Here is a 21880-nt window from a genome sequence, read left to right as displayed (position 1 = left end):
TGTATTAGTAGATCTTCTTTATGCAGCGAGGGATATCGTAGATACACATAGCATATCAAGTTTTGAGACTTATTTTAAAATTAACGCAATACTAACATTAATTGTTATTTCTTAGAGATTGCTGACTTTACGCTTATATTCTTTATGTTTCCAAGTTTCCCAGTCATGGCACTTATATCATCCATAGAACCATCTACTATTAAGGATATAACAGATACTTTCCTCTCCTTGTAGGGTATACCCATACGCCCAACGATGATATCACTGAAATTATGAAGAACATCATTGACTTCTTTAGAATTTTCTATATTATTAACTATAATTCCAATGACACCTAATCTTTTATCCAAAAGCTTCACCGTTGCCAAAAATCTATAAAAATCTATAAATCTTGTTTAATTCCCTGTTCAACGTGTCCGATTTTGCATGAGCTACTTTCGTTTGATATAACACTCCTAGGGCTTAAATTCCCATACAACGAATGGTACATATTAGTAGTATCGTTTAAGTGATTAAACTACTAATTCATATCTTGATAAATTGATACTTGCATTATAGTCTCTATCTATAACACAACCACATTTCTCGCAGATATATGTCCTTTCAGATAATGAAAGCTTAGTTTTTATATGACCACACTCACTACAAGTCTTTGATGATGGATACCATTTGTCAGCTTCAACAAATTCAATTCCATTGAACTCACATTTATATTGCATTTGTCTTTTAAACTCATATAGACACTGTTTTGCAATAGCTTTTGATAAATGTTTATTCTTCATCATACATTTAATGTTAAGTGTTTCCATAACAACTCTTGATGGCTTGGTTTTCACTATCATATTCGTTGCTTGGTGATTATAATTACTTCTTATATTAGCTAATTTTCTGTGAAGTAATTTAATCTGCTTTTCGATTTTTATAATATTACTTGTTTTGACAAACTTACTCCCTTCTTTATTTTTTAGGTATTTGCGAGATACCCTACGCTGTAATCTACGTAGCCTTTTTTCAAGTTTCTTTACAGTTTTTGTTTTATTAATATTTTTAAATGCCATTCCATTGGAGCATATAGCTAAATCTTTAATGCCTACATCAATTCCTATGATCTCATTTGTCAATTCTACTATTGATTGTTCTTTTTCAATTCCTACAGATATAAACCAATACTTTCCATCAAAACTTACTCTTGGATTGCAATATTTACAATTCATAGGAATAGCATTTCTTTTGATGTTAACCCAACCAACCTTTTCAATTAATACTGTGTTATCTTTAACTTTTAGTTTTATATTATCATTATAAAACGACGGCTTTGACTTTCTTCGGCTCTTAAATCTTGGCTTATCAGCTAATTTCTTAAAGAACTTCTTGTAAGCTTCACAACCATCTTTAACAGCTTGTTTAGCAACATTGTTAGATACTCCACTCAGCCATTTAAATTCTTCTGTTTTCTTTAAAATAGTTATCTCTTTTCTTAAATCACTATCAGATATGAATTTGCCACCATTTTTATAATTTTCTTCTTGTCTTGCAAGTGTCCAATTATAAATGAATCTTGCAGTACCTACTGATTGCCATAATTTCTGCTCCTGTTCTTTAGTTGGAAATAATCTAACTTTATTCCCCAGTATCATTTTCCAACAGCTCCTTAATCATCTTCTTGGCTTTATTAGCACGTTTACCTTGTAATCTACAGCTAAAAACCGTAACAATTTGGATTAAATCCTCAACTAATTCCTATAAGTTTTCTTTAACTGTTGCCACCCTCTAATTTCATGAGTTGTTTGCAGAAAAATAAACGGGCACTATAACTATATTAGTATAATATTTGATGCACTATTTCACATATGATCAATACTAAACAATAAAATTTAACAAAACAAAAAAACTTCCTCAAAAAAATAGGAAGGTAAAATATACGTATCTTTATCTCCTTCCTTTTGCTCAGAATTACTTTGCAATCAGAAATCATACTAATAATATATCCAATTTAAAAGAATGCTCTCGTAAATTGAATCTAAAACTATTTTCTCATAAACAATTTAATATATCAATAGAAGGTAAAAAATTTATTTTTATATGTATAATAATCTATTGAGTAAATACAAAAAGTATTATATATTATATTATTGAAATTATTAAAAAAACCGTAATAGAAAAAAGGGCTATTTAGTGATAAACTTAGTAGTATGAAATGGAGGGGAGAATGATTAATGTTTAACAATAATTTCGGCGATAAGAAATTTAAGTATGCAGCATACTATTCCATTGGGGTTATTATTTTAGTACTTATATTAAACTATTTGCTTGTGAGTATAAAAACTGAACAAATAACATACAACAAGTTCCTTGATTTATTAGCACAGAAAAAGATATCAGAGGTTCAGGTTACTCCAACTAGAATAACAATAATACCTAATGATAATAGTGGGATAAATAAAAAAGTATTGTATACAGGAAGACTTTATGATCCAGATTTAAAAACAGAACTTAAAGATTCAGGAGCACAAATAACAGTACCTTCAGGAAATGATGATCCTATAAAGAATTTTATTGTAACTTGGGTGCTTCCAATAGCTATATTTTTGATAGTTGGTAGATTTTTATTTGGCAGAATAGATAAAAAGCTAGGCAGCGGGGTTATGTCCTTTGGTAAAAACAATGCAAAGCTTTATGCAGAAAGTGAAACGGGGGTAACTTTTGAGGATGTAGCTGGTCAAGAGGAGGCTAAGGAATCTCTAATTGAAATAGTTGATTTTCTCCATTATCCTGAAAAATATGCTGAGATAGGAGCAAGACTTCCAAAGGGAGCATTACTTGTAGGCCCTCCAGGAACGGGTAAAACACTTCTTGCTAAGGCAGTAGCAGGAGAAGCTAAGGTACCATTTTTCTCTATGTCAGGTTCAAATTTTGTAGAGATGTTTGTTGGAATGGGTGCATCTAGAGTAAGAGATTTATTTAAGCAGGCACAGGAAAAAGCGCCGTGTATAGTATTTATAGATGAGGTTGATGCTATAGGTAAGAGTAGAGATAATGCTATTGGCGGTGGAAATGATGAAAGAGAGCAGACACTAAATCAGCTTTTGGCAGAAATGGACGGCTTTGATTCATCAAAAGGTGTAGTTATTTTAGCAGCTACAAATAGACCAGAGGTTCTTGACAAGGCACTTTTAAGACCAGGTAGATTTGATAGAAGAGTAATTGTGGATAGACCAGACCTAAAGGGGAGAGAATCCATATTAAAAGTGCACTCAAAGGGTGTTAAAATTTCTAATGAGGTGGATATGTTAGCAATAGCAAAATCAACTCCAGGAGCAGTAGGAGCGGATCTTGCCAATATTGTTAATGAAGCAGCACTTTTAGCTGTTAAAAGTGGAAGAAAAGAAATAGCTCAAGATGATTTAGAAGAAGCAGTAGAGGTTATAATAGCAGGTAAAGAGAAAAAAGATAGAATTCTTTCTGATAAAGAAAAAAAGGAAGTGGCTTTTCACGAGACAGGTCATGCATTAGTTGCAGCATTATTAAAGCATACAGACCCTGTACACAAAATTACTATTGTACCTAGAACTATGGGTGCATTAGGTTACACTATGCAGCTTCCAGAAGAAGAAAAATACCTTGTAACAAAGGACGATATGCTAGATGAAATTACGGTTTTACTAGGTGGTAGATCTGCTGAGGAAGTTCAGTTTAACAGTATATCCAGCGGTGCGGCAAATGATATTGAAAGAGCAACTAAGATAGCTAGAAACATGATAACTATATACGGTATGACAGATAAATTTGATATGATGGCACTGGAATCAGTAGAAAATAGATATTTAGATGGAAGACCAGTACAAAATTGTAGTGCAGAAACTTCTACATTGATTGATACTGAAACTTTAAACATAATAAAAACAGCACATGATAAAGCAAAAAATATATTACAGGATAATATAGAATTACTCAGAAGTATATCAGGTGTGCTTCTTGAAAAAGAAACATTAATGGGTGATGAATTCATGAAGCTTGTAAAGGAGAGTTCGACTTGGAAGGAACAGGATATGTAGAGGATAAAAGAAATGAAGAGGTAGAACTTCAAGAGGAAAAAACAAGACTTGCTGGCGTAATAGATATAATAAACAGAGAAATACTGAATTATATAGAAAAGAGAAAAGATATAACTCAATATATACTTGACAGCAGAAAAAAGAATATAGAAGACTTTGAAGATGATGAAGATAAGATAATAGAGTATTTTGATCATGAAAGGTTTGTAAAGGAAGAGGCCTTTAAAACTATAGATAAGAGATTAAAAGAGCTTACAATATTAGAATTATCCCCTTATTTTGGAAGAGTGGATTTTAAAGAAGAGGATGAGGATCAAAAGATATATGTAGGAAGATTTGGTGTTACTCCGGATGGAGCCTATGAACCTTTGATTGTAGATTGGAGAGCTCCAGTTTCTTCACTATTTTATACAAGTAGTCTTGGCCCAAATAAATATACAGCGCCTTTAGGAGAAGTTGAGGTAGAGGTAATTAAAAAGAGACAATATATTATTAAGAAGAAAAAGCTTATTGGACTATTTGATTCCTCTGTAGATGTTAAAGATGATATATTACAGCTTGTACTTAGCAAAAATGCAGAAGAAAAACTTAAGGATATTGTAATGTCCATACAAGAGGAGCAGGACAATATTATAAGACAGCCAAGAAATAAAATGGTAGTGGTGAATGGTGTTGCTGGCAGTGGGAAAACTACTATAGCACTACATAGAGTAGCCTATCTTCTGTATAACAATAGGGAAACTCTTCAGGATAAGGTGCTTATTTTAGGGCCTAACCCTATATTTATGGAATATATATCTTCCGTGCTGCCAAGCCTTGGTGAAGTAGGAGTTAATCAAAAAACCTACAGAGAATTTGCTATAGAACTTTTAGACATAAGACAGCGTGATATCATGCTTACTAAGGAATATATGGAGAGAATTTTAAAGGGTGACAGTGATTTTATTAAAGATGTTACCTATAAAAATAGCGATAAATTCATAGTAGACCTTGATAATTTAATAGCTGATGTGGAAAAAAATTATTATGCGCTACAAGATGTAGTTTACAATAATAAAGTGGTGGTTTCAAAAGCAGAAGTTGAAGAAATGTATATAAAATATTATAGTAATATTCCACTATTTAGAAGAGTTAAAAAGCTTAAGAGAATTATTTTTTCAAGGCTTAAAGATGAAAGAGATAGTGTAGTTAGAAAAATAGAACAGGATTATCAAGAGTCTATAAGTGGGCTAAGTAAAGATGAGTTAAGGCTTCAAGGTACTTCTTTAGATTATAAGAGAAAACTTAAAATTAGAGAAGCTATAAAGGTACTTATAGATGTAAAAAAAGGTCTTAATTGGCTGGAAGAGCCCTCTATAATAGAATTATACACAAAACTAAGTAGTGAGAAACCATATACTATGGATGATTTAACTGCGTTGTTATATCTTTCTATAAAGTTTGAAGGTTTAACTATTGACAGTGAAATAAAGCACGTAGTTATAGATGAGGCTCAGGACTATAGTAAATTGGCACTAAAAGTTATAAAGGACCTTACAGATTGCAAAGGTATGACTATTGTTGGAGACAGTAATCAAAGACTCATACCACTAGAAGGTGATATACTACCTTTTAACTCACTTGAAAACTTTATAGATGATATAGAAATAGAGCATTTTAAGCTAAATAAAAGCTATAGATCTACTAAGGAAATAATGGAATACGCCAATAAATTCCTTGGAGAGGATACAATAGTTCCTCTAGTGAGAAGTGGCGAGCCTGTTAAAAAGCTTGTAGTTAAGTCAGAAGATGAATTTGAGGAGAAAGTAAATAATCTTATTAAAGAATACAAGGAAAAAGACTTTGACAGTATAGCCGTAGTTTGCAGGAATCTAGACATTACTGAAAAGTACGGAAAGATTTTGGGTAAAAAGAACTCTTTAAAGGTTATAGATAGAGAAGACATTATCTATCAAGGTGGAGCAGTTATAATACCATCTTATCTTGCTAAAGGACTTGAATTTGATGCAGTTATAATTATTGAGGACAGGAATTACAGTGAAAAAGATAAATTTATGTATGTAATGGCTACAAGAGCTCTTCATGAGCTGGCAGTGGTGAAATATTAAAATTATAAAATAAGCCGTAAGATTGAATTCAATCTTACGGCATTTTTATAGTATTTAATAACTATTTTTTAATAAGTATTTTTGTTATTTCTCCAATATATAAAGTGTGATAATCTTTATCTGGATACCATTTTCCATCAATGTTTTTATCAGTGAAGCATTCAGGTTTGTACTCTTGAGCATATAGTTTTTTACATATTATTGCTACGCTAGCTTCATTAAAATAAGGTGTGTCATCAGAATGAACTACTGATAAATTACTTTTTGATACTTTGTCTTCATCTCTTCCAGATACAGTACCTAGATAAGTAAGTTGTTTTCTAAAGCTCTCATCTAAAACAGTAAGAGAAAATGTATCTGAAGCATCAATAAATTCTTTAGTAAAACGTTGAGGTCTGATTACAATGTTAGCAACATTTTTACCCCACATTACTCCAAATCCACCCCAAGAAGCAGTCATTGTATTTACTTTACCATCCTTTTCAGCTGTAACTAACATCCAATCTTTTCCTATAAGATTAAATATATTTTTATCAAGCTGCTCAGGTGAGATTTCATAAAAATCACTCATAATATATACCTCCAAATTATATCTAGTGTACAAGGTACTGTAAGCCCCTTGTCATGGCTATTTATAAATAGACTACATATAAATAATGTAGTCTATAATTTTATATTATTTGTAAAACATCTTTATTTACAATATAACATAACGAAAAAGGTAAATAAAGTATGCGTTTTTTTGTAAGTGTACTATAATTAGTATAACTGAATAATAAGGCATATGAAAATAAATAGTAAGTCAAATATACTAGCATACTGACTAGTTATTTATTTGAAGATGCCTTATAGTAAATTAAAAGCTTATCTATAGAATCTAATATAGAGAGTTTAAATTAGAAATACAAACTCTAATAAATTATATGAATCTTTATAATTACCAACATAAATAAATTAGCTATACGAGGAGAACTATTATGGAAGATAAAAACAATAAAATATTAGAAGCTTTTTCTACAGTAATGCCTTATCTAAAAATAATTTTTGATGATGAAGCTGCCTTTTCAATAACGGATACTGAAAGATTCATAGATGTGATTGAAAATGAAAAACTGCCTATCAATGCAACTGTGGGAGATCCTGTTTCTAAAAAAGGTGCAATCTATGATGCTCTTAAAACAGGTAAAACTATAATAAAAGATGTCCCAAAAGAAGCTTATGGGGTACCTTTTAAATCTTATGCAATTCCAATAAAGGATGAAAATGAAAAAGTTATTGGTGCCATTGTAACTGGAAAGAGTGTGGAAAAGAGATTGAAAGTAAACGAATTTTCACAAAATCTAGCGAACTCTTTAAAAGAAATATCTAAGGGAATACAGGATATAGCAAAGAAATCTCAAGACTTATTATATTCAAATGAAAATATACTGGAAGAGGTTAAAAAAGCAACTAAAACTACAGAAAATACAGATGAAATAGTAAGTTTTGTAAAACAGGTTTCTAATCAGACAAATTTACTTGGATTAAATGCAGCAATTGAAGCTGCAAGAGCTGGTGAAGCAGGCAGAGGATTTAGTGTTGTTGCCAAAGAAATAAGGAAGTTATCTAATTCAAGCAGTGAGTCAATAAAAAAGATTGATTCAGTATTGAAAGAAATAGGAAATGGTGTTTTAAATATATCAGAGGGAGTTAATAAGTCCAGATCCTTTTTTGAAGAAGAATCATCAGCCTTTCAAGAAATCACAGCATCTATAGAAGAAATTAACGCTAATGCACAGATTTTAAGCGAACTTGCAAAAGAACTATAGAATTAAAAATAGACACACTTATGAGGAGGAATGAAATTGAAAAAAGAGCATAAAATTCTATTTGAAACTGTAAAAATTGGAAAGTTAGAAATCAAAAATAGATTTGCCATGGCACCAATGGGTCCAATGGGATTAGGGGATTCTCAAGGTGGATTTAATCAGAATGGTATAGACTATTATACTGAACGTGCTAAAGGTGGTACAGGCCTCATTATTACAGGGGTTACTCAGGTAGATAATGTAGTTGAGAATCATATTGGAACAGGTTTTCCCTGTGCAACACAAAATCCAACACAATTTTTGAGAACTTCAAGAGAAATGGTAGAAAGTATTCATGCTTATGATTCAAAAATATTTTTACAATTAGGTGGTGGATTTGGAAGAGTAATGTACACCCCCTATAAAGTTGAAACTGTAGCACCATCACCTATAAAAAATGTATGGACTGATGTAACCTGTCGTGAAATAACTGTGGATGAAATTAAGCATATAGTTAAAATGTTTGGTAAAGCTGCCGCCATTGCAAAAAATGCGGGCTTTGATGGAGTACAAATACATGCAGTACATGAAGGTTATCTAATGGATCAATTTGCCACTTCCTTCTATAATCAAAGAACTGATGAATATGGTGGATCTCTTGAAAATAGATTACGTTATGCACGTGAAGTGGTGGAAGAGATAAAAAAAACTTGTGGACCAGATTTCCCGGTTACTTTACGTTATACATTAAAAAGTTTTGTAAAGGATTGGAAAGAAGGAGCTTTACCAGGAGAAGAATTTGAAGAAAAGGGTCGTGATATTGAAGAAGGTATTAAAGCTGCTAAGCTTCTTGTGAGTTATGGTTATGATGCTCTTGATGTTGATATCGGAACTTATGACTCATGGTGGTGGAATCATCCTCCAATGTATCAGAAAAAAGGCTTATACATACCTTATGCTAAAATACTTAAGGAAAATGTAGATGTACCAGTTATTTGTGCGGGGAGAATGGATAATCCGGATATGGCATCCAAGGCAGTAAAGGATGGAGCATGTGATATTGTAAGTCTTGGACGTCCACTTTTAGCAGATGCTTATTATGTTAATAAATTAAGAGCTGAAAAAGTAGAATCTATTCGCCCTTGTCTTTCATGTCATGAGGGATGCCTTGGTCGTATGTTTACCTATGTGTCTCTTAATTGTGCGGTGAATCCAGAGGCTTGTCGTGAAAATGTAGCGAAACTTGTACCTGCATTAAGGAAAAAGAAAATTTTAATTATAGGTGGAGGAGTTGCAGGTTGTGAAGCTGCAAGGGTACTTGCACTTAGAGGACATGAACCAGTTATTTATGAAAAGGGGAATAGACTTGGTGGAAATTTGATTCCTGGTGGAATGCCAAACTTTAAGGAAGATGACCATGCACTAATTAGATGGTATGAGCAGGAGCTTGACTCACTTAATGTTGAAATACATTTAAATAAAGAAATGACTTCTGAAGAAACTAAAAAATATAATGCAGATGCAGTAATAGTTGCCACTGGGTCTACACCAAAGATATTTGATCTTGGTAATAATAAAAATGTTTTTGCAGCTGCAGATGTGCTTAATGGAAAAGTCAAGCCAGGAAATAAAACCGTTGTTGTAGGTGGTGGTCTTGTTGGATGTGAAATTTCACTTTGGCTAGCTAAAAAAGGTATTAGTGTAACAGTTGTAGAGGCATTAAATAAACTTCTTGCAGTAAATGCACCATCTTGTCCAGCTAATAGGGGAATGCTGGAGAGGCTTGTTCCATTCAATGGTGTTGATGTTTTAACATCTTCTACTGTAACTGAAGCTTCCGAAAATGGAGTAACAGTAAATAAAAATGGGACGGATTCAAAGTTTATTGAATGCGATAGCGTTATATTAGCAGTAGGATATAATTCTGAAAAGTCAATATACAATGATTTAAAGAATGAAATATCAGAGATATATTTACTTGGCGATTCACGTAAAGTTTCAAATATTATGTATGCTATTTGGGATGCCTATGAAATTGCTTCAGGTATATAATTAAAATAACATGTAAAGTAACATTTGAAAATGAATATATAATAGTTAATTATTGCCTTATAAAAGAGAGAGCCAAATGTAGTAATTTGTATCTCTCTTCTTAGTTTTGATTTTCATTATAGAAATATAATAGATGTAATTTCATATTATTGTAATTACTGGTTGATAATCAATATGCTATATTATAATATTGATATATAAGCTAAAGTTGAATGAGAAATTGTTAGTATGAATTAGTAATATATTGTTCGTCAAAAATGGGAGGGTAATATCATGGAAGGAAATAGTGAGTGTCCAATTTGTGGTTGTAAAGAAATTGGTAAAGGAAAACAAATTTCACAAGGAAAAATGTTTCCCATAGATAAAACATTTTCTATGGGTTCAGAAATAGTTTCAGATATTTGTACAAAGTGTGGTTATATTTTATCTATGAGAGTAGCCAATCCAGAAAAATTTAAGTAGTTTATTCTTATTTTATTTCATAAGAGTAATTTAGAAGGAATTAGATTTAGATTATTACGATACCATTATAAATTTTATTGGAGGAGATATAAGTTGATAAAAACAACCAGTATTATGATTGTAATAATGCTATTGATACTTACAGGTTGCTCAAACAAAGAAGTTATTAAACATAACTATATTTATAAAGGAGAAAATGAATTTTGGACTGTTGAATATAAGGCGAATGGGACAAGTATATTTACTGAAAAGAATAACAAAACTGAATACGAATCTAATTCTAATAATACATTAACGGTAACCTATAGGAAAAATTTATCAGATTTATTTTCAGTAAAACATTTAGAAATATCTTATGAAAGTAGTGTTGGAGGTGGAAAGTTAGCTGATGACTTTGATAAAGATCACCCTCCAAATCAAAAGACATACGTGCTTAAATCCAGCGCTATAGGAGGAGCAATAGAAATCAAGAATGAAATAATAAAAGTTAATATAAACCTCGATGGAAAGATACAAACGATTGAGTTAAGGAATGTAAAGTAATTTTATCGATTGTTTTTACTTGTGTCACATTTTTCTATAAAAGCGAATTATATAAAGATACTAAAAGAAGATTGATTTTGTAAACAAGGGGGTATAAATCAATGAAATATATAGCTTTATTAAGAGGTATCAATGTTAGCGGAAAAAATCGTATAAGAATGAATGAACTAGTAGATAGTTTTCAAGCACTGCAATTTAAAAATGTAAAAACATATATTCAAAGTGGCAATGTGGTTTTTGACTATGATGTTATAGATACTAAAGAATTAGCTTGCAGTATTAAAAAGAAGATAAATGAAGATTTTGGATTTACTGTAAAAGTACTTATTCGTACTAAGGATGAAATGGAAAATATTATTAATAGCAATCCATTTATTAAAGAAAGTAATGTTGAGATTGATAAGTTACATATTACTTTCTTAGAAAGTATACCAGATAAAAATGCATTGAGAGGAATATATTTAAAGAAAGAAGAAAATGAAAAATATTTAATCATCTCTAAAGAAATTTATTTATATTGCCCTAATGGTTATGGAAGAACAAAGTTAACCAATGCCATATTTGAAAAAAAGCTTAAAACCATTGCCACCACAAGAAATTGGAAAACAGTAAACCGTTTATTTGGGATAGCAAATAAATGACTTATACGTCTATAAAATAAAAAATTTAAAATTATTCTAATGTAGCTAGTTATTGTTTAGTATTTAAGTACTCTGCAATCATTCTTGCGATATATTTTGATGTTCCCTTTGATTCATCAAGATTATTTGAAACAGAACCCATTTCTATCAAAAGTGCATTATTACTTTTATCTTGATTAAATGCACCAGATCCATGACCATAAGGATATATTCCATCATTAATAATTAACTGTGGAAACTCTTTTTTAGCTATATTCAATAAAGAATTTACCATGGAAATATTTTTATCAAAGTGAGGATTGTTTTTTGCCATAACAAACCAGAATTTACCTAGATTTTGTCCGTTTATATTAGTAGTAACACTATCTTTATTGGGATTTGAGTCTCTATGTATGTCAATTATCATTTTAAAATCACCATATTTACTTAAATATTTATTTAGAGTTTCTCTTGATCTCTTATAACTGCTATTGTAAGCTGCAACATTATGAATAGTTGTGTCGTGTATTACTGAAATACCATAATCATTTGAAAGAGTTTTAGCAAGTTCATCTCCAACAGCACATACATTTTTTGCAGGATCAAGATTATCTTGTCCATAAGTTCCGTAGCTTTCAGTTGTATGAGAATGATATATAAGTATTTCAGGTTTTGAATTATCTAGAGTTTTCTTTAGCTTAGGATTATATACTTGATTGATTTCATTAGGAACATTGTTAGCATTATTATCTGAACTACTGTTAGCAGTATTTTTAGTTATATCACTATCCTTCAAGTGGAAATTACTTATATTTATATTATTAGTACTATTGGAGTCTGCAGAATTATAATCTGTTTTAAAATAAGATATCTCTCTTTTTAAAATTTGATCAGGTTTATTTAAATTTATTCCAATGTAGTTTAACAGTCCACTTTTTAAAGAAAAGGTACTTTCTGCCATATCTGATTCATCAAAACTTGTAATTTTTACTACAGGCATTACGTGGTTAACTAACTGTATATATAGCATATTTCCTTTGTCAGCAGTTAGCTTTTCTTGAGTCTTTTGCATATTAAAGAAACTAAAAAATAGATAAATGGAAAATATAATTATGGTAATGCCTAGAATTAGCATAAAACTACTTGTCCGACTGTTTGCCTTTCTATTAATCATCCACAGTACCTCCCAATATTAAAGGTTATGAAAAATAATGTGAATTTATTACTTAAAAATATTTTAGTGTATATTTATCTATAATCAATAGTTTAATAAGCTTTGCATTTATAATTTAGGCATGTGAAAATAAATAACAAGTCAAAGATGCGACGTCTATTTTGAATTATACAAGGAAACAGGTCCTGATGATAGTGGTGCTATCAGAGGGTTCTGCTGACGCAGTAGAATTCAAAATAGGCTAGCATACTGACTAGTTATTTATTTGAATGTGCCTTATACAACAAAAGATATTCGAGTATAAAAAAAATTGCAATGCACTGGAGAAAAATCTCCTTATGCATTGCAATTTTTCCTTATATGAAAAAATCAAAATTTATCTTAGTCTAAATAACCTTCTCTATATAGAAGTTCAGCAGTTAAAAGTGCTCCACCTGCTGCACCACGTAGTGCATTGTGAGAAAGACATACAAATTTATAGTCAAATACAGTATCTTCTCTAAGTCTTCCAATGCTTACTCCCATTCCTTTTTCAAGTTCTCTATCAAGTCTTGGTTGAGGCCTGAAGTCATCTTCAAAATAAGTCAAGAAGTTTTCAGGGGCTGTAGGAAGCTCTAAAATCTGAGGCTTTCCCTTGAAGTTTTTAAAGTGTTCAAGCATAGCTTCTTTTGAAGGTTTTTTTTCAAAGGAAACAAATACAGCAGCAAGATGTCCATCAGCTACAGGAACTCTTATGCACTGAGAAGTTATTTTAGGATTTTCAGCACAAACTATTTTATCATCTTCAATATGACCCCATACTTTTAAGGGTTCTTTTTCACTTTTATCTTCTTCACCAGGAATATAAGGAATAACATTATCAAGGATTTCAGGGAATTCATTAAATGTTTTTCCACTGCCTGATATTGCTTGGTAAGTGCAAACAAGTATTTTAGTAGGCTTATACTCTAAAAGTGCACTTATTGCAGGAACGTAACTTTGGATTGAACAATTTGGTTTCGCTGCGATAAATCCTCTTTTTGTTCCAAGTCTTTCTTTTTGTTTCTCAATTATTTTAAGATGATCTGAGTTTATTTCAGGGATAACAACAGGAACATCTTCAGTAAATCTATGAGCAGAATTATTTGATATTACAGGTATTTCATGTTTTGCGTAGGTTTCTTCTACTTTTTTTATTTCATCTTTAGGCATATCCACTGCACAAAATACAAAATCTACTTCATTAGCAATTTCATCTATTTCATAAATGTCCTTTACAACGAAATCTTTAATATATTCAGGCATAGGTACACTCATTTTCCATCTGTTTTTTACAGCTTCAGAATATTTTTTACCAGCAGAGCGTTTGCTTGCTGCAACACATTTAACATCGAAATATGGATGATTGTTAAGAAGGGTTACAAATCTTTGACCAACAAGGCCAGTACCTCCAAGTAATCCTACTCTTAATTTTTTGTTCATTATAAAATCCCTCCAGAATAAATTTTATTAAAAAATAAAAGCCAAGGCTAAAACCCAGGCTCTTCTATTCACACAAATTAAAAAGAATAAAACTCGCTCAGGATAGCGCTCCACAAAAATGTGACAGTCGTACATATATTATATGCAAAACCAGTAATATAGTTTTAAAGCATTAACTATTTACTTCGGCGATGATTCCTTTTCCAATACTTCATAGTGCTTAGCTCAGTAAGGGTACTCTTAAACATCGCGCCTCTATCTCGAAATTATTTTGTTATGTGTATTATTGTACACCAAGAGTTGAAATTAATCAAATATTAATTTTAAAATATTTTATACCAATATAGTAATATACATTCTACATTGACAATATAAGTACAGAAGTATATTATTTATAGTAAGTTACTACATTTAATAGAAAGTTATTATAGTAAGAGTAAAACTTGTTTGAAATACAAGTTTATGACTCTCGATGTAAAGGCATAAAAGTCTTGGAATCGAGGGCCTTTTATTATGTATTAATCCATTTATTTGAATGTGCCTTAAATGGGTGTAGATATTTTTTGTATTAGGAAGTGATTTTGTGAAAGTTTGGAAGAAAAATTTGTTGGTTTGTGCCATAGGTACTTTTAATACATCCATGGGGATGAGCTTAGTTGTACCTTTTTTAGCTTTTTACATAGAAAGCCTAGGTGTTAAAAATGTAAATTCAGTTGAACAATTATCAGGTATAGCTTTTGCCGTAACATTTTTAGTTGCCGCATTGATGTCACCAATTTGGGGAAAACTTTCTGACAGAAGAGGAAGAAAATTAGTTATGATGTGTACTGCAATGGGTTTATCCATAGTGAGTTTTGGAACAGCCTTTGCTACTAATGTTTATATGCTTATTTTTTTTCGTATACTCCAAGGCCTAATTTCAGGTTTTAATCCTTCAGCCATATCTCTTGTTGCAAAAGAAACACCAAGTAAAAACACAGGCTGGGCCTTAGCCATGCTTACTACAGCCAGCATGGCCGGTATGCTGCTAGGACCTATTGTAGGTGGATATCTAGATGAACTTGTGGGAATAAGAGTTGTTTTCTTTATAACTGCAGGGTTTTTATTTATGTCTTTTTTAGTTGTTAAATTATTTTTAGTAGAGAAAAAAAGTGAACTTAAATTAAATGAGACAAAAGTTAGTAAAGTAAATGAGAAAAAGCAATCAATATGGGATAAGGTGGAATCAAAGTATTTTATATTTGTACTATTAATATCTACCTGCATAATAAATACTTCAAATCAGTCAATAGAACCCATTGTATCTTTATATGTAAGACAATTATTGAGTATGAGTCATATAAGTGGTACACATAGTAGTCTTTATTCTGGGATAGTTATGTCAGCTACTGGATTTGGAATTCTAATATCTGCAGCAAAAATTGGTAAGATTGGTGATAGGGGTAGCTATTTTAAAGTTTTGCGTATTTCAATTATATGCTCAGCTATCATGTTTATACCCATGATATTCGTAAGAAATCCTTGGGAACTGATGGTTTTAAGGTTTATACTTGGGATTACCCAAGCGGGTATTATGCCAGCTATAGCCACAATGCTTAAGAAAACATCCTCTATTGAAATTTCAGGTACTATATTTGGATATAATCAAGCAGCGCAATATTCAGGTCTTGTGTTTGGACCCATAATAGGAAGCCAAATTTCAGCACATTTTGGATTTGCACATGTATTTTTATTTACTACTTTTTTGTTGCTGTTAAATTACGGATTAATTGTATACACTAAAAAAAGGTCGGCAGAAAAATTAAGTAAGCTTTCATTATGATTTCTGCATTAAAACAAGGTAAAAATACCATCTAGCATTTTTAATTTGTTCATTAACTTCTCACCTTTTTAAAATATATTTATTTTTATATTTTCTTACATGTAAAATACTTTTATACAATTTTTAGTTAAGCATAAATTATTGCTTTAAGGAAAAACTATACACTTAATTCATTGAATTCAATGTATCTAAGCTGAAAATCATGGAGAAAGGTATATAAAGTAAAATTTAATGAAATCTATTTACACTGAAAGCTTGATTAAGCTAGTTGATTATGTATTAGATTTTTATACTATGACAAGCTGCTGTAATACTCACTTGTAATATATCTCAGAGTCGGGAATTCTTTTGTAAAAGAATAGGGTAGAAATTGTGAAGTATAAACTATGATATTTAAACAAATAATAAAGTAAAAAAACTTAATTGTGGAGGATACAAATGGAAGATACTCAGTCGCATAATTTAGATGTTTTTTCTAGTATCCATGAACCATATTGGATTGCATCTACAAAGGGAATAGAATATCCCACTTTAAAAGAGGATATAAATGTTGATGTTGCCATAGTTGGTGGTGGGATAGTTGGATTAACTTCGGCATTTCTTTTAAAAAACAAAGGCTTAAAGGTAGCTGTACTAGAAGCTAACAGAATTGCTCACGGAACAACAGGTCATACAACTGCAAAAATAACTTCACAGCACAATTTAATTTATAATAAAATAATATCTAAATTTGGAGAAGAGAAAGCAAGGCAGTATGCAGAAGCTAATGAATCAGCTATTCACTTTATTGCAAATCTTGTAAAAGAAAAGAATATTGATTGTGATTTTTATTGGCGTCCTGCTTACGTATACACTCAATCTGAGGATTACATAGAAAAAATTGAAAAAGAGGTAAAAGCTGCTTCAAGCTTTGGAATAAAGGCATCCTACGAAGATAATATTCCATTACCTTTTAATATAAAGGCTGCTGTTAAATTTGATAACCAGGCTCAATTTCATCCTCTAAAATATTTGCTTTCAATAGCCAAAGAAATACCAGGTGAGGGAAGTGAAATTTTTGAATCCACTAAAGTTGTAGATATTAAAGATGGAGAAAAATGTACAGTAGTAACGGAGGATGGAAAAAAGGTAACTGCAGCTAAAGTCATTATTGCTTCTCATTTTCCTTGTTATGACGGTAGATCAATGTATTTTGCAAGGCTTTATGCGGAAAGGTCTTATGTACTTGGAGTTAAGATTAAGGAAAAGTTTCCGGAAGGTATGTTTATAACGGCAGAAGATCCAGTTCATTCTCTTCGTTCCCAAAGATATAAAGATGGTGAAATTGTTCTCGTTGGTGGAGGAAAGCATAAAACAGGTAGCGAAAGACAAACAAATATACATTATAAAGATCTAGGTGATTTCGCTAGAGAATCTTTTGACTTACAGGAAATATTGTATAGATGGTCTACGCAGGATTGTATGACTGTAGATGATATTCCCTATGTAGGCTATTGTACATCCAATACTTCCAATATATTTGTGGCTACAGGCTTTGGTAAGTGGGGAATGACTAATAGTACAGCGGCTGCAAACATATTGACAGATTTAATTACAAAAGGAGAAAGCCCTTGGTCACCTGTATATAATCCATCTAGATTCGATATAGCTGCCTCAGGTGCTAAATTGGTATGTGAAAACGTAGATGTGGCAGAAGAACTAATAAAGGGTAAAACCGCTCCAGTACCTAAAGATGCGAAAATTAATATTGGTGAAGCTAAAGTAATTAGTGTTGATGGTGAGCGGGTTGGAGCCTATCGTGATGAACAAGGTGATTTGCATATGGTTGATATAACTTGTACACATTTAGGCTGTGAATTGGTATGGAATGAAGCAGAAAAAACTTGGGACTGTCCTTGTCATGGTTCTAGATTCAGCTATGATGGCAGTAATGTGGAAGGTCCTGCATTTAATCCTTTGAAGCATAGAGGTGAATGGCCAAATAAAAAAGATGCAAATATACTTTAAATATTGCTGAATAGTAACATTTTATATTTCTAGTTAATATATTAATAAATAGCAGTTAATAATATATTAAGAGAGGTAAATTATGTTATCAAGTATTAATTTTATACGACAGTCTCTTGAATTGCATCTTTTTTTCGCACGAATTATGAAAGAACATTCATTTTTTCTACAAGCAGGTTTTACACAGAAGAATTCAAGGCTTATTCATGAAGCAGATATCTTTAGAAGAGCTTTTGATAGATTCTTAGCAGATGTTATATCACTTTCTAATGGTGTTGTTAGTCCTAGCGTGTTACAGTCTGGTGAAGTAATAACACCTTTTACACTAAAAGCTGAAATGGCTTCATCATATTTTACAGGAATAAATATTGCAATTGGTTTGACAGAAGCAGAAAAAGGTTTAATGGGTAACGGTTTAACAGGAGATAACACTGTTCTTGAACGAAGAGTATATGTACTTAATGAAAGATCACAGGGTTTAGTTAATTCTTTGTTGCAGTTTAAGACTAGAATATTGTCAGATGTTATATCCTGCAAGCTGTTTACAAATAATTATCCGTTACTTATAGACCATATTATAAGAGAAGCAAAGTTCTACTTTTCCATGGTTCAAAGATTGCAAAATCGTGAAGAAATAAATTTGGAACGAGAGGCTTATGAACAAGAAGCATTTTGGAACAGAATTATGGCAGAACATTCAAAATTTATTCGTGGACTTCTTGATCCAACTGAGAACGAACTCATAAATACTGCAAATAACTTTGGAAATGAGTTTGATGAATTGACAAAAGAAGCAAAAGAAGCTATGGATAAGACAATACCGATTTCAAAAGTTACAGATGAAAGTCTTAAAGCCACTACAGAAATAAGTAAATTTAAAGCACAAGGTACACAAGGATTGATAGAGTGCAAAATCAAGTCCATAATAATACCATTATTAGGTGACCATACTTTACGTGAAGCAAATCACTATTTGCGTTTATTAAAGATATTTGAAAAAACTGCATAAGATTTTATACTTATACTTTATATATTAGAAATCTCTAGCATATATGTTTCCTACCTCATTGAATTGGTTGTGCTTTTCAATGATAGGTTAACATATTATGCTGGAGATTTTATAATTGTTATAGAATAAAATATAAATTTAACTTGTTTCCTTATTAAACAATTATCGTTTATTAAAATCTACTGTTAAAATTTGTTGTACATACTCCTAAGATTTAATGCTAAAAATATAATAATAAAAGTTTCCTTTAAATAAGAGTATAAGGCATATTCAAATAAATAACTAGTCAGTATGCTAGCATATTTTGAATCCTACTGCGTCAGCAGAACCCTCAGATAGCCCAACTATCTTCGGAACCTGCTTCCTTGTTGGATTCAAAATATTCGTCGCATCTTTGACTTACTATTTATTTTCACATGCCTAATTCAAAAATTTATGAATTTATCTCGGAGGTCAGTTTGATTTATTATAGTTTCTCAATGTTAATCTAAGTATTTACAGAATTCTTATTTTAATTTCTCACAGTTAAGAATTAATATATATAAATATCAAAAAAATATATAAAGGGTGAAAATCATGAAAAAGATAATTACATTTTTAATTACAGCATTGTTTATTTTTAATACTATAAGTTGTAATCCAAAAGCTATAAGCGAAAACTCAGAAGAATCTAATTATAATTTAACTATGAAGCAAGATCTCTTAAGTATAATGCTAGCCTATCCAGAATATGTGGATACTGTATCTAAAGACAGCAATGGAAACGTATATTTAGTTATGAAATCAGGGAAAAAGATACTTTATGATGATAAAAGAGAGAAGAGTTCTGAAGAAAAATTAAATAATCCTGATTTACAAGATATGCTAGAACAAGTCTATCCATTAGGAGCCGTTACAAAACTTATGGACACGAATTTTGACCCAGGTCGTTCTAGAGTATATGAATTTACTAAAGATATATACGGGGGATCAAGACAACAGATAGAAAAAAATCTTATGATGGTACACACAAACTATGGTTCATTTCAATTTAATAAAAATAATAAAGCAGGGGAATCCTTAGGAAATGCCTTTAAAGAGCTTACACAAATGGCTAAGGAAAACGGAAAAATCTCTAGTTTTCTATCTCCATGCAGTGGTACTTTTAATTATAGAATAATTGCTGGAACAGGAAGATTAAGTCCTCATGCCTTTGGTACTGCAATAGATTTAGCCAGTGATAAAAGAGATTATTGGAAGTGGGCAACTAGAGAACAGGGAGAAACAAGACTTTTATCCTACTCAAAAGAAGTAGTAGATGTATTTGAAAAAAATAATTTTGTCTGGGGTGGAAAATGGGGCCATTTTGACATACTTCATTTTGAATACAGACCTGAAATCATATTAAAGGCTAAATATTTTAATAAAAAACATGAAGCTAATAAGCCTTGGTATGAAGGAGTACCAACAGAAGAAGGTAATGCTAAAAATTTCATTGAAAAAATTGAAAATGCTTTAAAATAGCACATTTTTAGATTAAATTTACAGAGGAAATTTATGATTTATTGGGAATACTAAAAACACTATAATAGGCAAACTTCAATTAGGCATGTGAAAATAAATAGCAAGTCAAAATAGACTAGTATACTGACTAGTTATTTACCATGACTTATAGATAAATAAACTGAGAAAAGGAGTAGTAGCTTATGAAGTGTATATCAAGGCTTTTAGTGTTAGTGGCTTGCTTAGTATTTCTTCCAATCAGTACAGCTAGTGCAGTAGTAGAAGGTGATACTACTGAAAAAGAAGAAGTTACTAAAGCTATAGAGGAAATATTTCAAAAAAGAAATAAAGCAATAATAGATAAAGATTTAGAATATATACAGTCTATATATGATATGAATACCAAATATGGAACTTGGGCCTATGAATATGAAGTTAAAAAATCAAAATATATTCATAATTGGGCAGAAAAACAGGGAATTAAGTTTACAGCAATAACTCCGAAGGTTGTAATGAGGAGAATTAGAGGAACTGATGGAAAGTATTCAGCTAATTTCTTATGTTCAGCGGAGTATAAATATGTATATGAAAATGCTCCAGATGTTGTAAATACTTCTAGAATGGGAACCTATCATATTTTAAATATTGAAAACAGAGATGGAGAATGGGTAATTACAAAGGAATGGTATAAAGATCCTTTTGCTGATTCTTTGAATCTAGATAATATAAAAGCTGATGATATAAAGCAGTATATAATTTCACAGCCTATTAGAGATTTATCTAATATAGAGGATAGAAGAAAAGCAGCTATTGACTACGCTAACAGATACTGCGGTGCAGCCAGTGAAGAAAAATATGGGTTTAAATATAATAAAAAGTATAGGGACTATAATCCACAAGGTGGAAATTGTGCTAATTTTGCCTCTCAAATTCTATTTGAAGGAGCAAAGTTCAAGAAAAATGGAGCATGGAATTATGATGGCAAAGGTGCTACAGGACCTTGGTTAAATGCAGATAAATTCAAAAATTATTGGGTTGGAAGTGGCAGGGCATCTGTAATTGCCCATGGAAGTTATGAAAAAGTATATAAAGCTTCCTATAAGCTGTTACCTGGTGACTTTGTAGCCTATGAAAAAAAAGGAGATATAACACATATATCTGTAGTAACTGGTGCTGATTCAAAAGGATACTCTCTAGTAACCTGTCATAATGCAGATAGAAACAATGTGCCTTGGGATTTAGGATGGAGTAATAAAAAAATTAAATTCTGGCTAATACATGTTAATCATTGAAGCAAG

The 21880-nt window shown here is 31.1% G+C and carries 17 protein-coding genes, 1 pseudogene and 1 riboswitch; of the genes and pseudogenes, 12 read left to right on the top strand and 6 right to left on the bottom strand.

What is annotated here, in order from left to right; translation table 11 throughout:
• Window positions 1-104: 104 nt before the first annotated feature.
• The 3 genes and pseudogenes from RH99_RS02185 to RH99_RS18435 all read right to left on the bottom strand — a co-directional run.
• Entirely contained in the window at window positions 105-350 is a 246-nt protein-coding gene (locus RH99_RS02185) for a TM1266 family iron-only hydrogenase system putative regulator (RefSeq protein WP_010233556.1), read from the bottom strand.
• A 162-nt stretch (window positions 351-512) separates the two neighbouring features.
• On the bottom strand, window positions 513-1637 hold the full coding sequence (locus RH99_RS02180) for an RNA-guided endonuclease InsQ/TnpB family protein (RefSeq protein ID WP_010233555.1): 1125 nt from the start codon (window positions 1635-1637) through the stop codon (window positions 513-515).
• Window positions 1621-1740 (bottom strand): annotated as a pseudogene (locus RH99_RS18435) (IS607 family transposase); the annotation flags it as partial. The gene RH99_RS02180 and the pseudogene RH99_RS18435, both read right to left, overlap by 17 nt.
• A gap of 476 nt (window positions 1741-2216) precedes the next feature.
• On the opposite strand from RH99_RS18435, the gene ftsH reads away from it, so the two are divergent.
• Window positions 2217-4055 (top strand): ATP-dependent zinc metalloprotease FtsH, encoded by a 1839-nt coding sequence (gene ftsH, locus RH99_RS02175; RefSeq protein WP_010233554.1) that lies wholly within the window; start codon window positions 2217-2219, stop codon window positions 4053-4055.
• A complete protein-coding gene (locus RH99_RS02170) occupies window positions 4034-6163 on the top strand; it encodes a HelD family protein (protein ID WP_010233553.1) in 2130 nt (709 codons plus the stop codon). The genes ftsH and RH99_RS02170 overlap by 22 nt, the downstream gene beginning before the upstream one ends.
• 61 nt (window positions 6164-6224) lie before the next feature.
• On the opposite strand, the gene RH99_RS02165 is transcribed toward RH99_RS02170, so the two are convergent.
• Entirely contained in the window at window positions 6225-6734 is a 510-nt protein-coding gene (locus RH99_RS02165; protein WP_010233552.1) for a flavin reductase family protein, read from the bottom strand.
• Between the two features lie 406 nt (window positions 6735-7140).
• On the opposite strand from RH99_RS02165, the gene RH99_RS02160 reads away from it, so the two are divergent.
• The 5 genes from RH99_RS02160 to RH99_RS02140 all read left to right on the top strand — a co-directional run bounded on the left by RH99_RS02160 (window position 7141) and on the right by RH99_RS02140 (window position 11648).
• Window positions 7141-7971 (top strand): methyl-accepting chemotaxis protein, encoded by an 831-nt coding sequence (locus tag RH99_RS02160; RefSeq protein ID WP_010233551.1) that lies wholly within the window; start codon window positions 7141-7143, stop codon window positions 7969-7971.
• 36 nt (window positions 7972-8007) lie between these two features.
• Window positions 8008-10002 carry an oxidoreductase gene (locus RH99_RS02155; protein ID WP_010233550.1) on the top strand — a complete coding sequence of 665 codons (1995 nt, stop codon included), beginning with the start codon at window positions 8008-8010 and terminating at the stop codon, window positions 10000-10002.
• Between the two features lie 273 nt (window positions 10003-10275).
• A complete protein-coding gene (locus RH99_RS02150) occupies window positions 10276-10464 on the top strand; it encodes a hypothetical protein (RefSeq protein ID WP_010233549.1) in 189 nt (62 codons plus the stop codon).
• A 93-nt stretch (window positions 10465-10557) separates the two neighbouring features.
• Window positions 10558-11007, top strand: coding sequence for a hypothetical protein (locus RH99_RS02145; RefSeq protein ID WP_010233548.1), 450 nt, complete (start codon window positions 10558-10560; stop codon window positions 11005-11007).
• Window positions 11008-11108: 101 nt separating this feature from the next.
• On the top strand, window positions 11109-11648 hold the full coding sequence (locus RH99_RS02140) for a DUF1697 domain-containing protein (protein ID WP_010233547.1): 540 nt from the start codon (window positions 11109-11111) through the stop codon (window positions 11646-11648).
• Between the two features lie 49 nt (window positions 11649-11697).
• On the opposite strand, the gene RH99_RS02135 is transcribed toward RH99_RS02140, so the two are convergent.
• Window positions 11698-12801 carry a stage II sporulation protein P gene (locus RH99_RS02135; protein WP_010233546.1) on the bottom strand — a complete coding sequence of 368 codons (1104 nt, stop codon included), beginning with the start codon at window positions 12799-12801 and terminating at the stop codon, window positions 11698-11700.
• 381 nt (window positions 12802-13182) lie between these two features.
• Window positions 13183-14262 (bottom strand): aspartate-semialdehyde dehydrogenase, encoded by a 1080-nt coding sequence (gene asd, locus RH99_RS02130; RefSeq protein WP_010233545.1) that lies wholly within the window; start codon window positions 14260-14262, stop codon window positions 13183-13185.
• A gap of 95 nt (window positions 14263-14357) precedes the next feature.
• A riboswitch (Lysine riboswitch) is annotated at window positions 14358-14528 on the bottom strand.
• 317 nt (window positions 14529-14845) lie between these two features.
• Here asd and RH99_RS02125 point away from each other — a divergent pair.
• The 5 genes from RH99_RS02125 to RH99_RS02105 all read left to right on the top strand — a co-directional run bounded on the left by RH99_RS02125 (window position 14846) and on the right by RH99_RS02105 (window position 21874).
• Window positions 14846-16084, top strand: a complete 1239-nt coding sequence (locus tag RH99_RS02125; protein ID WP_010233544.1) for an MFS transporter — start codon at window positions 14846-14848, stop codon at window positions 16082-16084.
• A 438-nt stretch (window positions 16085-16522) separates the two neighbouring features.
• On the top strand, window positions 16523-18091 hold the full coding sequence (locus RH99_RS02120) for an FAD-dependent oxidoreductase (RefSeq protein ID WP_010233543.1): 1569 nt from the start codon (window positions 16523-16525) through the stop codon (window positions 18089-18091).
• Window positions 18092-18173: 82 nt separating this feature from the next.
• Window positions 18174-19100, top strand: coding sequence for a DUF2935 domain-containing protein (locus RH99_RS02115; RefSeq protein ID WP_010233542.1), 927 nt, complete (start codon window positions 18174-18176; stop codon window positions 19098-19100).
• A gap of 576 nt (window positions 19101-19676) precedes the next feature.
• Window positions 19677-20603 carry a M15 family metallopeptidase gene (locus RH99_RS02110; protein ID WP_010233541.1) on the top strand — a complete coding sequence of 309 codons (927 nt, stop codon included), beginning with the start codon at window positions 19677-19679 and terminating at the stop codon, window positions 20601-20603.
• A gap of 182 nt (window positions 20604-20785) precedes the next feature.
• Complete coding sequence (locus RH99_RS02105) at window positions 20786-21874, top strand: amidase domain-containing protein (protein ID WP_010233540.1); 1089 nt, start codon at window positions 20786-20788, stop codon at window positions 21872-21874.
• Window positions 21875-21880 lie beyond the last annotated feature (6 nt).

The organism is Clostridium arbusti SL206 (genome assembly GCF_000246895.1).
Lineage (GTDB): Bacteria > Bacillota > Clostridia > Clostridiales > Clostridiaceae > Clostridium_I > Clostridium_I arbusti.
Note: the sequence above shows the minus strand (reverse complement) of the source record. Positions and strands in the feature narration are given on the sequence as shown.

Coding starts and splice junctions, on each gene's coding strand:
- RH99_RS02135 (WP_010233546.1), bottom strand. CDS start 12,801: ATGATTAATAGAAAGGCAAACAGTCGGACAAGTAGTTTTATGCTAATT.
- RH99_RS02105 (WP_010233540.1), top strand. CDS start 20,786: ATGAAGTGTATATCAAGGCTTTTAGTGTTAGTGGCTTGCTTAGTATTT.
- RH99_RS02120 (WP_010233543.1), top strand. CDS start 16,523: ATGGAAGATACTCAGTCGCATAATTTAGATGTTTTTTCTAGTATCCAT.
- ftsH (WP_010233554.1), top strand. CDS start 2,217: ATGTTTAACAATAATTTCGGCGATAAGAAATTTAAGTATGCAGCATAC.
- RH99_RS02165 (WP_010233552.1), bottom strand. CDS start 6,734: ATGAGTGATTTTTATGAAATCTCACCTGAGCAGCTTGATAAAAATATA.
- RH99_RS02115 (WP_010233542.1), top strand. CDS start 18,174: ATGTTATCAAGTATTAATTTTATACGACAGTCTCTTGAATTGCATCTT.
- RH99_RS02160 (WP_010233551.1), top strand. CDS start 7,141: ATGGAAGATAAAAACAATAAAATATTAGAAGCTTTTTCTACAGTAATG.
- RH99_RS02150 (WP_010233549.1), top strand. CDS start 10,276: ATGGAAGGAAATAGTGAGTGTCCAATTTGTGGTTGTAAAGAAATTGGT.
- RH99_RS02140 (WP_010233547.1), top strand. CDS start 11,109: ATGAAATATATAGCTTTATTAAGAGGTATCAATGTTAGCGGAAAAAAT.
- asd (WP_010233545.1), bottom strand. CDS start 14,262: ATGAACAAAAAATTAAGAGTAGGATTACTTGGAGGTACTGGCCTTGTT.
- RH99_RS02180 (WP_010233555.1), bottom strand. CDS start 1,637: ATGATACTGGGGAATAAAGTTAGATTATTTCCAACTAAAGAACAGGAG.
- RH99_RS02110 (WP_010233541.1), top strand. CDS start 19,677: ATGAAAAAGATAATTACATTTTTAATTACAGCATTGTTTATTTTTAAT.